Below are 14,135 nucleotides of genomic sequence, written 5' to 3' on the forward strand. Positions count from 1 at the left end.
CGCGCTGGTAGATCCACTCCGTTCTAGCGCTGGTTAAACAATGGCTGTCGTTTGCGAAGAAACGCCTGCATGCCTTCTTGCTGATCAGGCGTGGCGAACAGGCCATGAAACAACCTACGCTCCTGACGCACACCTTCGTGCAAGCCGACCTCCAGGGATTGCTCCACCGCCTGTCGTGCTGCGCGGGTGGCCGTTCGAGAAAAGGAGGCAATTTGTGCCGCCACTGCCAGTACTTCATCCAGTAAGTTCGCGGCCGGGTAAACGCGAGACACCAACCCCGCCTGCTCGGCTTCCTGGGCGGTCATTGGCCGCCCCGTCAATACCAGGTCCATCGTCTTGGCCTTGCCAATCAACCCTGTCAAACGTTGGGTCGCCCCCATCCCCGGAATAACCCCCAGCTTGATTTCTGGTTGGGCAAAAGTGGCGGTATCAGCGGCGAAAATCATGTCGCACATCATCGCCAGTTCGCAGCCGCCGCCATACGCATAGCCTGTCACTGCGGCAATCGTGGGGGTGCGCAAACGGGTGAAACCCTCCCAGCCGGCGAAGTAGTCTTCGTTGAGCATGTCCAGATAGGATTTGCCGCTCATTTCTTTGATATCGGCCCCTGCCGCAAAAAACTCGCGGGTTCCCGTAATCACCACACACCCGACCCCAAGGTCTTGGTCCACTGCAGCCAAATGGCCGATCAACTCCTTCATCATCGCCGAACTCAGCGCATTCTTGGCCTCAGGGCGGTTGAGCTTGATCAGGACTACGCGGTCATGACGTTCCATTAAAACATTCATAGGCATCTCCAACGATTTGATTGATATCGCTCACACTTCAGGCTGTCTCAGGAATCCCAGATGGCACCCTGGGCGGGTATTCCGCGCGCTTCCAACTCTTGCACCACGCGTTGAGTCAGCGCCTGGTTGGCAATACAAATCACCGCTTCGGCACCGCAGGCTTGCACCGCACCATAGGCCAACTGCACCAGGTCAGGCTTACCGCGCTCATCGGTGTCCCAGATCACTGCATGTGGCTGGGCCCGCAGAATCTCCTCCACCAGTTCATCGCCGTAGGTCTTCCTCGGGCTACGCGTGGACCAGATCAATTGAATAGGAACCTTCGCTGCGAGCAAATGCGGCATGACAGGCCCAATCCCGCTGCCTGTGGCGATGTACACCACAGACCTGAACAGGGTTTCTACATTGGCAACGCCGGCGGTGGTAATGCCCTTGACCCATACGTAGCGGGGCAAGTCCTCGATAAACTCCCCGGTCCAATCGCCTGCGCGGGAAATGATCAGGCGAAACCCCGCCTCGCCTGGCGCGCAAATATTGGCAAAGGAGTGCCATTCCAACAGCGGGCTGCGACTGATTGCGCTGGATGAGCCGGCGAATGGCGAGGTGTGGCTCAAGCGCGTAATCACGGCATGTGTGGACGGCCGCGTGTGTTCAACGGCAACCTTGCGCAGCCGCAACCAGGGCAGCAGGATGCTCAGGGTCAGCAGGACCAGCATCCAGAACGAAAGGCTGTGCAACAGGTTCGATGTGGTCGATAACGTTTGCCACCAGAACAACAGCAACGCGCTCCAACCGGCAAACCGATGAACCCGTTCAAACCCGTTGTGAAAGCGGCTTCGAATACGTGGTTGAGCCATAACCACCATGAACAGCAACACGCTGAGCAGCAAAACGCTGACCCCGAGCGAACCTGCCGAAACACTGTCCGGTTGCTGCAGATACTGCGTGACCTGCACACCGACCAAGCCCGCAAACCATCCCGTGGCCGCCAAGGCTGCGCCGCTGTGCAGCCCGCCGAAGTGGTACACCTTGGCTGCGCTTCGCCGCACACCGAGCGGCCATGTACGCGGTATCCGCGTCGCCAGCCAAAACAGGCCATTGATCAGGTATTGCTGGCGAATCAGGATGGCGATCGACAGGTTAATCAGCACCATGTCCGACAGCGTCTGCACCGCAATGGCTTGCAGGTCCAGAGCCAACAGCACAAACACAGCGTTGCCAATCAAAACCCCTGAAGCCAGGCGGTTGTAATAAGAAAACATCGGCAGTGAAGCCCAGCGTCGCCAAAGCGCTGGCTTGGGCGGCACAACGGTACGGGTCAGCGCATCAATCATGACCAGGCTCCTGGGTCAAAACCGCTTGCGCCGCCACCTGCGACTCTCGGGCCACTTGCAGCAACAGTGCCTTGTCGATCTTGCCCCTGGCGGTCAGGGGAAAATCCTCCACCGCGTAGATGAACTGCGGCACGCAGTAGTAGGCCAGGCGCTGTTGACAGGCCAACCGGCAAGCCTCTATGTCAGCGTTGGCTGGGGAGACAAAGGCCACCAACGTACGATTGTCCAGCTTCAACGTGACCGCGCGCATGCAGTGCGCACCGGCCTCCAAAGCTGCCGACACCGCGTCCAGCTCTACGCGAAAACCGCGAACCTTCACCTGGTCATCCACACGACCTAAATGTTCGAGTCGGCCGTCAGCTACCCAGCGCCCAAGGTCTCGCGTACGAAACATCACCGCATCGCCGCCGCGAAAGGGATCCGGTCGGTACCGGTCCAACGTCAATGCCTTGTTGTTCAGATAGCCCGCCGTTACCCCCGTACCACCGGCCCACATCTCACCCATCTCGCCTATCGCGCAGGCACGCCCCTGGTAATCGAGCACATAGACGGTGTTGTTCGGTGTTGGCCTGCCGATAGTCAATGGCGTGCCTGGTACGTGCAGGTGCAAGGTGTTAACGATGGTGGTTTCGGTGGGCCCGCACCCGTTGTAGAACGTACAGTGTTCGGCCCAACGGTCTGCAAGCGCTTGGGAACAGGCCTCTCCGGCCACCGCAACGTACTTGAGGTCGGGACATTGCAAAGGGTCCAGGGTGGCCAGTATCGATGGCGTTGCGATCAACACGTTGCACTGGGCCGCTGTCTGCGCGATATCTTTGCCGCGAATCAGTAAGGTCGCGCCATGCGCCAGGCAACCGAGTATTTCCCAGGCAGCCATATCAAAACCGATATTGAGAATCTGCCCAACAGTGCGACCCGGCGCCATTCCCATCTGCCCAGGTTGGGTCAACAGAATGTTGCACACGTTGCGGTGGCTGACACACACGCCGTTGGGACGCCCAGTGGTTCCGGATGTGAACAGCACAAAGCACAGGCCATCGGGATTGACCTCGGCGGACACGCCATCATTGTTCTCAGCCACCCAAGGGGTTTGCGCAATGAACGTGTCCAGACACAAGCAGCGGGAGGCCGCGTCTGCCGGAATGTGCTCCAGCAAGTTCGACAACGTCAGAATGACCGGACTGGACAACGACTCCAGAACCATGCCCAACTGCAGGGTAGGCACGATTCTGGCGTCCTGTGGCACATACGCGGCCCCCACCTTCAACACCGCCAGAAGCCCGACCAGCATGGGAATTGAACGTTCGACGAACAACCCCACCGTGTCACCCCGCTTCACACCCTTTGCAAGCAGGTACACAGCCAAACGGTTGGCTTGTCGGTTGAGCTGTTCATAGCTGATACGTTGGCCCGCGCACACCGCCGCTGTGGCGTGTGGCGCCAACTTCGCTTGTGCTTCGATGGCGTGGTGTACGTTGGCGTAGGCGGTCAGCGCTGAAGGGCCGCATCCCCATTGCTCAAATAGAACTCGCTGCGCGGCAGGCAAATGAGCCAGCGAGGCGTTGGAAAAAAACTGTTTAACGCTCGGTGAATACGTCATGAGCACCCTCTCTCTGTTGGCCTGCCGGCTGAATACCGACAGATACAAGGGTGGATAGAGGACGCCGCACGAGATTACAGACTCTCAAGCTATGCAGAAGCTTCCCACTCATACCTGGGGAAGTTTCTTTGCACAGCTCATGGAATAACCTACACAGACCGACGTCTACCTCAACACAAGTGAGTAGACTCATCCCATGCATGAACTCGACGAACAGTTACGTGAACTCATCCCCAGGTTGCGGCGTTTTGCCGTGTCCCTGACGCGCAATAGCAGCAGCGCCGATGACCTGGTGCAATCGACCCTGGAGCGCGCCATCGTCGCCTGGGCCGATAAACGTATCGAGGGCGACCTGCGTGCGTGGCTGTTTTCAATCCTCTACCGCCAGTTCCTCGACGCCCACCGCCGCAACCGCCGCTATGCGCGCATGCTCGAATTCTTCACCGGCCGCGATGACGTGCAACCTTCGGTAGAACGCACGGTGCTGGCCCAATCCACCCTGCAAGCCTTCGACCAACTGAACACCGAACAGCGCGCCCTGTTGCTGTGGGTGTCTGTCGAAGGCTTGAGCTACAGGGAGGTGGCCGAGATTCTCAAGGTGCCCATCGGTACCGTGATGTCACGCCTGTCCCGCGCGCGCCAAGCGTTGCGTCAACTCAGCGATGGCGAAATGACCGGCCCTTCCCTGCGGAGACTCAAATGATCAGCCTGCCCCCCAGCGAACGCGATTTACACGCCTACGTCGATCACCAATTGCTGGACAGCGATCGCCGTGTGCTTGAAACCTGGCTGGCCAGCCACCCCGAAGTGGCGGCCCAGGTACAGGCCTGGCAACAGGATGCACAGTTGCTGCGTGCGTCGCTGAGCGGCGCCCTGCAACAGCCGCACAACCCGGCATTAGACCCGGCTCTGATTCGCCAGCGCATCAAGAAACAGTCCCGTCGGCACTTGGCCACGGCGGCGTTGTTGCTGATCGCCGTGAGCCTCGGCGGGTTTGGCGGTTGGCACGCCCGCGAAGCCACCCAGCCGCCGCTGCTGCCGATGACCGACGCCATGCAGGCCTACCGCCTGTTTGCCCAGGACGGCATCATGCCCGCCGACTACAACGCCCAGGACCGCAGCACCATGCAGGCCTGGCTCGACCGTTATTTCAACCAGGCCCATCGCCTGCCCGACCTCAGCCAAGCCGGTTTCAAGCCGGTCAGCGGGCGCCTGCTCACCACCGACCAAGGCGCGGCGGCCATGGTGCTGTACCAGGACGCCCAAGGCCGGCGCATCAGCTTCTACATCCGCCCGCCGGGCCCGAACAACGGTTTCCTGCCTCGCGGCAGCCGCAGTGCCGATGGCTTGCAGGCCGACTATTGGTCGGGCGGCGGCTACAACTATGCAATGGTCAGCCCGGTAGACCAGGCCGCCGCGCTGCAGACGCCATTCTAAAAACCGACGTCCAACACCACATTATCCAGATAGGTGCCAGCCGGCGGCGTGGGCTGGTCGGTGTAGACCTTGGCGTTGTAGTTGTACACCTGGCTACCGACGCCCAACCCGTTGCCAGGGTTGACCTCGGCCGTGGAACTGGCCCGCCGTGCCGCGCCGACGCTGCCCCAACGTGTGGTGCCGGCGCTTTGGAAAATGTCATAGGCCAGGTAGTTGCTGCCGGAAATCATGCGCCGCCGGCCGCCGACACTCACCGGGTTCTGTCCATCGCTCAAGCCCACGGTATAGGCGCTGCCCTTGGTGCAGGCGATGTTGATGGTCTGCCCGGTCACCGCAGTAAACCCACTGACCACCGGCGCGCTGCCAAAGCTGATATTCGGGGCAGTGATCTGGCAGTCATTGGTCACGGTCATGTTGACGGTCAGGGACGCCGTGCCGCTGCCAATGTCACGTCCCAGGCAAATGCCGCCAAGGCCGATCCCCGAGCAATAATTCCACACCCAGGCGATGCTCAATGTCTCGGTGTACACCCCGGCGGCGACGTTGCTGCCAGTGATGCTGCTCAGGTACAACGGCACAGTTTTCGCGCCGGGCCCGGCGATCAGGCCGATGCTCTGGGCGATGCCGCCAGCGCCGCCGAAATCGAATTGGCTGCCACGGGTGATGGGATAGCTGGTGCTGTTATTGCCATAAATCGTGTAGCTGATCACATCACCGGTCGGCCCGACCAAACCGGTCTGGGGCGAGGTGATCGTGGCGTAAAAGTGGTCGGTGGACACCAGCAGCGATATCAGCGCCGAGGTGCAACTCAACCCTGAGTTGGCCGTAGAGCTGGTTTGCGCGGCGGTGCGCACCGTCATCGAACTGATCGAACCAAAACTGGCCGGCACGGTGGACACCACCGAACACGCCGCCATGGCCTGCCCGCAAAACAACAAACCTACGCCATATAGCCCTACGCTGCCCCTCACCTGAACACTCCCTGTTCAATCCCTCATTGGCACACTAACGGCCCGATCAAGGGCACATCCTGTTGCTGCTCATCAATATCGAAGGTTGCCTGGCAGATGCGGCCCTCACCGAGCGTGACCTGCAAGGTGTTATGGGCGCTGAGGTTTTCCAGATACACCAGGCCATCCCAGCCGACCACCGCCTGAGTGTTGCTTTGCTCGTGCATTACCAGGCTGCCCAGCGCCAATTCCTGGTGCTGGCGGTCCACCAGGGTGATGCTTGCGGCGAGCACCCGGCGCAGGGGGAATTCCAGCAAGTAACCACTGCCCCGGCGTACCGACACGCGCTGTTCCACATTGGGGCTTTGCACATTCGCCGGCAGGTTCAACGGGTCGATCTCGTATTTGCCGCGGTAATAGGCACTGCTCCACGGCACCAGCAAATGGCCGTTGCGGTCGGTCTGGCCCACCAGCTGGTTTTCGTAGCGCACCGGAATGCCGGCGAAACCCTGGGTGCTCACCACCACAAACGCGTCATTGATACGGTTGGCGGCAAAGGTTTCGCCGCCCATCCATACCAGCGAGCCGCTGGCGTCCGCCCAACGCGTCATGGCCTCGCTGCTGCCGTACACACCAGCCTGCAACTGCACCGACTGCAAGCGCCAGGTCAGGTCGGCCTGCCGATAGCTGGGGGCATCGCCCTGGGCATAGCCGAGGTTGTAGCCCACCCCGCCTTCGCTGGGCACCGCGCGGCTGTAGTTGATGCGCTGGCGACTGGCGCCGTCCTTGCTGCGCTCGGCGCTCAAGGCCAGGCTGGCGTTGAGGTCGAACGGGATGACCAGTTGCGCCTGCATGGCCCAGTTGCTGTCGCCGATTTCGCGGTTGGCCGACAGATAAAAGCTGGTGTTGCGCCACAGCGGTTTGCTCCAACTCAGGTTAAGCAGGCGTGTGCGCGAGTCGTCCGCGGCCTGCACGTCGAAATAGCCCAAGCCCAGGCTGCCGAAACGTTGGAGATTGAGGCTCAGGGTCACCTGCTCGCTGCGCTTGCTGAGGCTGGCGTAAGGGGTATCGACCAGGGTCAGGTCGGCGTAGTCGTCGCGGCGCTCCACCCGTTGGTACATAAAGCTGTAGCGCGTGCTGTTGTACTGGTAACCGAGGCTCAGTTGCTGGCCCGTGCGGCTGTCGAACTGGCTCTGGCTGAGGGCGGTATTGAGCACGCCGAAGTTGCCCAGGCGCAGGTTACCGCCGAGCCCGCCGAGGGTCAGGTCGCTGGAGGCTTCGGCGTGGCTCTCCAGGGTCAGGTTATCGGAATATCCATAGCGGAACGTGCCACTGGCCACGCCCGGGCCGTAGCCGAAATCCCGCAGGGTGTAGTCACGGCGCAAGGTACCGGCGGCCAGCGAAAAATCCGTCAAGCCTTGTTGCAGCAAGGTGCTGGTGACGTAGAACGGTACCGTGGTCGACACCTGGCGGCCCAGGGCATCGGTGGTGACCACCACGGCCTCGCCGGCACCGTTGATGAACGGGATGTTGGTCAAGGTGTAGGGGCCGGGTTGCAGTTGCGCGGTGTCTGATTTGTAGCCGTTGATAAACAGGTCCACCGACGACGGCACCGCCGCCTCACCGGCGAATTGCGGTAAGGGGTACGTGACTAGGTCGGGGCGCACGGCAAAATCCCGAGACAGTTGCACCCCGCCCAGGCGCACCGAACTGCTCCAGGGCAGCGCACCGCTGATCACGTCGCCGGCCTCGTAGGTCAGCAGGCGCTCATCATCGGAAAAACGCCAGGTGGTGTCGTAACGTCGGTAACCATTGTTGAGGGTGCTGCCGCTGATTCCATCGGACAGGGTCTGGCGCAGTTGCCCGGTGGTGGACAAGGTGCCCCAGGTGTCGAACAGCCGCACTTCGTTCCAGGCCGCGAGGTAACTGCCGCCGTCGTCGGTATCATTGAAATACACGTCATAGTTGAGCAAGGCGCCGAAGCTGCTCATGGCCTGGGTGCGCGGATAGGTATTGCGGTTGCCGATGAACTGTTCCTGCAACCACGAGGGCGGCACATCCAGCAACAGGCGCTGGCCGTTGCTGTCGTAGTCGCTGTGCAGGCCCGGCAGTTGGTCCAGGGCTACGCTGCCGACCGGCTCACCGGGCAGTTTCATGCCCACGTCCTGCAACGCACTGGCCGGCACAAACAACTGGCCAGCGCGCTGCTCGACCGCAATGACGCGGCCGGTGTCCATCTGGTTGACCACCAGTTCCAGAAACAGCTGTGCATTGGCAACTGCCTCCATGCTGCCGGGCGGCGGCGGCAAGTCGCCTGCCATCGCTGCGCCCCACAGCCCGCTTGCTACTGCCACCGACGGCCATAAAACCCGAGCCCAACCACGACTCACCATGGCGTTGTGTCCTTCAATGGACATCTCCATCCTGTTAAAACCCGGGCGCGTGCCCGTTGCGCTACATAACGGCTATCGCTTGGGCGCCAGGCTCTCCAGTTGCGGCGCGCCGTTGACGCGTACCTGCAACGGCTGGTCGGCCGATACGGCATCCGGCACCGGCCAACGCATGCTCGCGCCCGGCAGCACATAGCCGAGCAAACCGTCCACCAACGGCCGCGTCTGCCCGCCCTGTTTGAATGATGCATCGGTGAGCCGCGCATGCACGGCGCCCTGGTTGCGCACCTCGATGTAGTTGCGCCCTGCCACGTTGACCTTTTGCCAGCTCAACTGCGGCTTGCCCGCGCCCTTGGGGTCGCGCTGGCGGGTAGCGTCGTCCTTGCTCCACAAGCCGGCGCCGTAGGCAAACAACGGCACCGAATAACGCATCTGGAAGCGAATCGCCGCCGCTGTGTTCTTGCCCTCCGGCGGCGTGGGCACCTGCAGCGCCGAGGGGATTTCGTCAATGATGATGCGATAGGCCAACTCCTGCCCCGGCGGCACTTCCCGGGTGCGGGTCAGGCGCACCAGTTGCTTCTGGCCCGGCTCGATTTTGGCCACCGGCGGGCTGCCGATCACATCGCGCTGGTTCTGGTACTGCTCGTCAAAGCCATTCTGGCTCCAGGCAAACACGCGGATCTGCAGGTTGGCGGTCTCGGTGCCACGGTTCTCCAGCCACAGCGCGCTGGCCTGTTGGTCGGCCTCCAGCACTGGGTCGATGGGCCAGATCAGCACCGAACTGGCCGCCTGTACAAAACCGGCGGAGCACAACGCCCCCAAAGCGAAACCCGCTGTCCATAACCGTCGCAAAGCACACCCCATAACACCCCTCCTTAAAACCGTTAGCCCTACCACGTCAGCTGCACCTGCAGCGTGTCGCTGTACGTTCCCCCAGGCTGATTGCCCGGTAAAACCACCCGCCCGTAAATCGGCAGGCTGATGTTGCTCGCATCGCTGTACGTCACGCTCACGCTCTGGCTGATACCCAGGCTCTGGCTGAACGCCGCATCGCGAAACAATTGGTATGCCACTCGCGCGCTGCCACTGTTGAGCTGCAAGTTGCGCCCGGTGCTGCTGTGCAGGCCGCCATCGACGCTCATGCTCAGGGCCACGCCCGGCGTGCATTGCAGGGTTACACCGCCAGTGAGGGCCGCCGTCACCGTGCTGGTGGCCAGGGCCGAATAGCTGCCGTAGGCCAACGTGCCGTAGTTGGAGCCGCCGCCCACGATCAGGCAACCTGGCGTGATGGTCGCGCTCACCTGGAAGCTCTGGTTGACCACCGCCGACAGCGGCAACGGCATCGCCAGGCCGATGGCGAGCAACACCCTGGGCCACATCGTTAGAACGTCAGTTCCACGGCCACCGTGTCGGTGTAGGTGCCCGCTGGCAGCCCCGCTTTGCCCACCGCCCGACCGTAAAGGTTGACGGTCTGCGCCACGCCGGTACTGGTGGCGAGTGTCACCACGCCGTCAATTGCCAACAGCGCGGAACGCCCACTGTCGGTGTAAAAATCGTAGGGCACGAAGTTACCCACGCCATCGGCCAGCGCTCGGGTACCACCGGGGGAAGCGCCATCGTGGGCGCCTGCACGCACCTTGATCGTTGGCGCGGTGCCAGCCGAACACAGGATCGACAACGCGCCGCCGGTACCGGTGCCGCCGAGCAACTGGGCGTCGGCATTGGTAAACAGGCTGTTGGTGGTGCCGAAATTCAAGCTACCGAAATTCAGCCCGGTGGCCGCTCCGGAGCCGTTGACCTGGCAACTGGCGATCAAAGTCAGGCTGGAGCTGATCTGCCCGGTCACCGTGGTCGCCGCGTTCAGGCTGGACGCCAGCCCCAGGCCCAGGGCGCAGAGGCCGATTCGCGATACAAGTACATGCATGATATCCATCCTCATGGTTTACCAATCCAGAGTCACCGTCAGGGTGTCTGTGTAGATGCCGGCCGGTAGGGCCCTGGTATTCGCCACCACGGAGCCGAATACCGGGATTGGTACCTGGGTGCCCTGGGTCACGACGAAATTGCGTTGCTGGCCGATGCTGTAGGCACTGCGCCCCTGGGGGTCGGCCGAGAGTCGATAGGGAATGGTCTGGCGGCCATTGCTCAGGCGCCGTGTGGTGCCGTCGCCGTTGGCGCCGCCGTCGATGGTCACCGTGAAACTGCTGACCACCGAGGGGTTGCAGGACACCGAAAGCGGCGCCTTGTCGCCATCGGAAATCGCCGCGTCCAAGGTCTCGTTCCAGGTCGGCCCCTGGCTGCCAAAGTCCAACAGCGCGGTGCCGCCTTCGGGGGTGACCGGCGCGGTTTCCACGCCCTTGCTCACTTCGCAACTGGCGGTGATCACCAACCGTGCGTGGACCTGGCCGTTGACCACCGCCGCCTGCGCGTCATCCGCCAGCAACAGCAGGCCGCCCAGGGCCGTCACGGCCAGGTAGCGGCTTACCATGTGACCGTGACCTTGAGCAGGTCGGAATAACGGCCGACGGCAGGGATGTCCTTGAGCGGTTCGATGCGCCCATACAGCGGCAGCTCCACAGAGCCGGTGTCCGGCACGCGGCCACTGACGGGCACGTCCACCGGCAAGGGGATCAGCCGCGCGGCGTCGGCATAGATGCGATAGGGGATGGGCCGGCTGGAGGGCGTCGCAGTGGCGAGATAACGCACTTCGCCCACACCGCCATGCAGGCCGCCGTCAACGCGCACCTGGTAAGGCGTGTCGGGGTTACATTCCAGGCGCGGCTGGCGCTGGCTGATCAGGGCCGCACTCAGGGGGCCGGCCGGGTCATCCAGACGCGGGCCGCTGCCGAAATCCAATACGCCAAGTTGCTCGATGCCCGCACTACGGGTGGTGCCCACCAACTGGCAACCCCGTTGCACGTCGATACGCACCTGCACCTGGAGTTGCGCAGCAATCGCCGCGTTGCAGAGCATCGTGCCCATGACTGCCAATACCGCCGGTCCCTTCACAGCCCCAATTCCTTATACAGGGGTGACAACTGTGTATGAGGTTAGCCAGTTAACCCGAAAGTGCCAGTTTGCAAGGCTTGGGGCCGTTCGCTATTGGTCAAATGGCATCGAGCGTCTTACAGTGAGCGACCACCGCAATACAGAGTGTTTATTCTTGGCCGTGCTTGCCCTGCTCCAGCGCCTGCTGGGTAAAAAAACCGACGCCTCGGACGCCTCGCCTATCCCGGCATATTTTCAACAAAAGGCCGAACAACAGGGTTATACCCTCAGTGATGGGCAAATCCGGGCGATTAGCGCCCTGAATCGCGAGGCCCAGCACCTGCTCAACGGCCAGGCCACGCGCAGCCTGTACCTGCATGGCCCGGTGGGGCGTGGCAAAAGCTGGCTGCTGGACGGGTTTTTCCAGGCGCTGCCCATCGCCGAGAAGCAGCGCGTGCATTTCCACACCTTCTTCGCCCGGCTGCACCAGGGCATGTTCTTGCACCGCGGGCATGACGATGCCCTGGGCGTCACGCTGGACGAGCTGCTGGCCGGCTGCCGAGTGCTGTGTTTTGACGAATTCCATGTGCACGATATCGGCGATGCGATGCTCATCAGCCGCTTGTTCAAGGCCCTGTTCCAGCGCGGTGTGCTGGTGCTGGTGACTTCCAACTACCCGCCGGAAGGATTGCTGCCCAACCCGCTGTACCACGAACGCTTCAAACCGGTGATCGAGCTGATCGCCGCGCGCATGGAGGTGCTGGAAGTCAGTGCGCCCCAGGACTTTCGCAGCCTGGCCCAGGCCCACGCGCAACAGCGCTTCACGGGCGGCCAGTACGTCTGGCCAGGTACGGCTGGCCAGCGTGAAAGCCTGGGCCTGCCTGCCACAGATTGCCCGGCGCAAACCCTGAAGGTCGGCACTCGGCAGTTAAAGTGCCGAGGCCATCAGGCGCGAACCATCGCGTTCACCTTCAACGACCTGTGCGAACAACTCACGGCGGTCATGGACTACCTGTTGTTGTGCCAGGACTTCGACCACTGGATCATCGACGGCCTGCCGCAGTTGGCCGAATGCCCTATCGCCGTGCAGCAGCGCTTTATCAACCTGGTAGACGTGCTCTACGACCAGGACAAGCAACTGACGCTGATCGGCCACCAGCCCCTGGATACATGCCTGGAAGGCCAGGCCATCGACCTCGCCCGCACCGCCAGTCGCCTGCGCCAATTGCACACCCTGTGCCCGCAAACCGCACCCGAGCCGCTATCATGAGCGCCTTTTACGCCCCCTTTCCGAGCACCGCGCCCTGCATGAATACCCTCGCCCAACTCAAGGCTGGCCAATTGGCCGGCGCTACGCGCCTGGACCTGGCCTGCGGGCTGACCGAGTTCCCCCGGGAAATTTTCGATCTGGCCGACTCGCTGGAAATCCTCAACCTCACCGGCAACGCCCTGAGCAGCCTGCCCGACGACCTGCACCGCCTGACGCACCTGCGCGTGCTGTTCTGTTCGGACAACGCCTTTACCGAACTGCCGCAATGCCTGGGCCAGTGCGCCAAGCTGAGCATGATCGGCTTCAAGGCCAACCAGATCAGCCAGGTACCCGCCGCCGCCCTGCCGCCGCTGTTGCGCTGGCTGATCCTCACCGATAACTGCATCAGCCAGTTGCCCGATGAGCTGGGCCAACGTCCCTTGCTGCAAAAGTTGATGCTGGCCGGTAACCAGTTGACCGACCTGCCGCCAAGCCTGGCCCAATGCCAAAACCTGGAGTTGATCCGCATCGCCTCCAACCGCCTCACCCAACTGCCGCAATGGCTGCTGTCCCTGCCGAGCCTGACCTGGCTGGCCTACGCCGGCAACCCGGTGGAAATGGCCGTGCAGGTGAGCAGTGATGACGCGACGCCGAACATTGCCTGGCAGGAACTGGAAATGGGCGAAGTCCTGGGCGAAGGTGCCTCGGGGATCATTCGCAAGGCGCTGTGGAAACCCCGGGCGTTGCCGGTTGCGGTCAAGCTGTACAAGGGCACCATCACCAGCGACGGTTCACCGCTGCATGAAATGCAAGCCTGCATCGCCGCCGGGCTGCACCCCAACCTGATCAAGGTTGAAGGACGCGTCATCGGCCACCCCGACAACCAGGCCGCCCTGGTGATGGACCTGATCGACCCGAGTTACCGCAACCTCGCGGCCCTGCCAAGCCTGGCGTCGTGCACGCGGGATGTCTACGCACCCACCACCCGTTTCAGCCTGGAGGTGGCACTGCGCATGGCACGGGGCATCGCTTCGGTGGCGGCGCACCTGCATCGCCAAGGCATTACCCATGGTGACCTGTATGGCCACAATATTTTGTGGAACGCAGAGGGTGATTGCTTGCTGGGAGACTTTGGCGCGGCGTCCTTCCATGCCACGGCGGACACGTTGGAAACCCGTGCGCTGCAGCGTATTGAAGTGCGCGCGTTCGGGGTGTTGCTGGGGGAGTTGTTGGAGCGGGCTGAGGCCAGTGACGAAAGCTTGCAGGCACTGCAACAACGCTGCTGCCAGCCGGATGTGCTGGCGCGGCCGGGCTTTGAAGAAATTGAGGTCTTGCTCGAATCTATGCAACACCACTAAACCAATGTGGGAGCGGGCTTGCTCGCGAATGCGGTGTGACA

14 protein-coding genes are annotated in these 14,135 nt (G+C 62.2%); 4 read left to right on the forward strand and 10 right to left on the reverse strand.

Going from position 1 to position 14,135, the window contains the following annotated elements; translation table 11 throughout:
- Positions 1-23 precede the first annotated feature (23 nt).
- Genes N2A98_RS16145 through N2A98_RS16155 form a run of 3 tightly spaced genes read right to left on the reverse strand, consistent with a single transcriptional unit; the run spans position 24 to position 3,722 of the window.
- Positions 24-788 (reverse strand): enoyl-CoA hydratase-related protein, encoded by a 765-nt coding sequence (locus N2A98_RS16145; RefSeq protein ID WP_032896566.1) that lies wholly within the window; start codon positions 786-788, stop codon positions 24-26.
- A gap of 47 nt (positions 789-835) precedes the next feature.
- A complete protein-coding gene (locus N2A98_RS16150; RefSeq protein WP_044274665.1) occupies positions 836-2,122 on the reverse strand; it encodes a membrane protein in 1,287 nt (428 codons plus the stop codon).
- Entirely contained in the window at positions 2,115-3,722 is a 1,608-nt protein-coding gene (locus N2A98_RS16155; protein ID WP_275622324.1) for an amino acid adenylation domain-containing protein, read from the reverse strand. Before N2A98_RS16155 ends, N2A98_RS16150 begins: the two co-directional genes overlap by 8 nt.
- Positions 3,723-3,918: 196 nt before the next feature.
- Here N2A98_RS16155 and N2A98_RS16160 point away from each other — a divergent pair, with 196 nt between their 5' ends.
- Entirely contained in the window at positions 3,919-4,425 is a 507-nt protein-coding gene (locus N2A98_RS16160) for a sigma-70 family RNA polymerase sigma factor (RefSeq protein WP_078803380.1), read from the forward strand.
- On the forward strand, positions 4,422-5,159 hold the full coding sequence (locus N2A98_RS16165) for an anti-sigma factor (protein ID WP_044274668.1): 738 nt from the start codon (positions 4,422-4,424) through the stop codon (positions 5,157-5,159). Before N2A98_RS16160 ends, N2A98_RS16165 begins: the two co-directional genes overlap by 4 nt.
- On the opposite strand, the gene N2A98_RS16170 is transcribed toward N2A98_RS16165, so the two are convergent.
- From N2A98_RS16170 to N2A98_RS16200, 7 genes are all read right to left on the reverse strand, one after another.
- On the reverse strand, positions 5,156-6,076 hold the full coding sequence (locus N2A98_RS16170; RefSeq protein WP_003192215.1) for a spore coat U domain-containing protein: 921 nt from the start codon (positions 6,074-6,076) through the stop codon (positions 5,156-5,158). The two genes, N2A98_RS16165 and N2A98_RS16170, sit on opposite strands and share 4 nt — an antisense overlap.
- A 77-nt stretch (positions 6,077-6,153) precedes the next feature.
- Positions 6,154-8,502, reverse strand: a complete 2,349-nt coding sequence (locus N2A98_RS16175; RefSeq protein ID WP_275623616.1) for a fimbria/pilus outer membrane usher protein — start codon at positions 8,500-8,502, stop codon at positions 6,154-6,156.
- A gap of 72 nt (positions 8,503-8,574) precedes the next feature.
- Positions 8,575-9,363 (reverse strand): molecular chaperone, encoded by a 789-nt coding sequence (locus N2A98_RS16180; protein WP_056787933.1) that lies wholly within the window; start codon positions 9,361-9,363, stop codon positions 8,575-8,577.
- Positions 9,364-9,389: 26 nt separating this feature from the next.
- The gene (locus N2A98_RS16185; protein ID WP_003192218.1) at positions 9,390-9,878 is read right to left on the reverse strand and encodes a spore coat U domain-containing protein; all 489 of its coding nucleotides are present in this window, start codon (positions 9,876-9,878) and stop codon (positions 9,390-9,392) included.
- A gap of 2 nt (positions 9,879-9,880) precedes the next feature.
- Positions 9,881-10,423: a spore coat protein U domain-containing protein gene (locus N2A98_RS16190; RefSeq protein WP_003192220.1), complete on the reverse strand. Its 543-nt coding sequence runs from the start codon at positions 10,421-10,423 to the stop codon at positions 9,881-9,883.
- An 18-nt stretch (positions 10,424-10,441) separates the two neighbouring features.
- Positions 10,442-10,987: a spore coat protein U domain-containing protein gene (locus N2A98_RS16195; protein ID WP_044274670.1), complete on the reverse strand. Its 546-nt coding sequence runs from the start codon at positions 10,985-10,987 to the stop codon at positions 10,442-10,444.
- Positions 10,981-11,472, reverse strand: coding sequence for a spore coat U domain-containing protein (locus N2A98_RS16200; protein WP_143480635.1), 492 nt, complete (start codon positions 11,470-11,472; stop codon positions 10,981-10,983). Before N2A98_RS16200 ends, N2A98_RS16195 begins: the two co-directional genes overlap by 7 nt.
- A 190-nt stretch (positions 11,473-11,662) precedes the next feature.
- Here N2A98_RS16200 and zapE point away from each other — a divergent pair, with 190 nt between their 5' ends.
- Together zapE and N2A98_RS16210 are read left to right on the forward strand one after the other, a co-directional pair.
- Positions 11,663-12,757 carry a cell division protein ZapE gene (zapE, locus tag N2A98_RS16205; protein ID WP_275622325.1) on the forward strand — a complete coding sequence of 365 codons (1,095 nt, stop codon included), beginning with the start codon at positions 11,663-11,665 and terminating at the stop codon, positions 12,755-12,757.
- A 38-nt stretch (positions 12,758-12,795) separates the two neighbouring features.
- Positions 12,796-14,094 carry a protein kinase gene (locus tag N2A98_RS16210; protein ID WP_275622326.1) on the forward strand — a complete coding sequence of 433 codons (1,299 nt, stop codon included), beginning with the start codon at positions 12,796-12,798 and terminating at the stop codon, positions 14,092-14,094.
- Positions 14,095-14,135 lie beyond the last annotated feature (41 nt).

The sequence above is a fragment of the Pseudomonas sp. FJ2-5-13 genome (assembly GCF_029201605.1).
GTDB lineage: Bacteria > Pseudomonadota > Gammaproteobacteria > Pseudomonadales > Pseudomonadaceae > Aquipseudomonas > Aquipseudomonas lactis.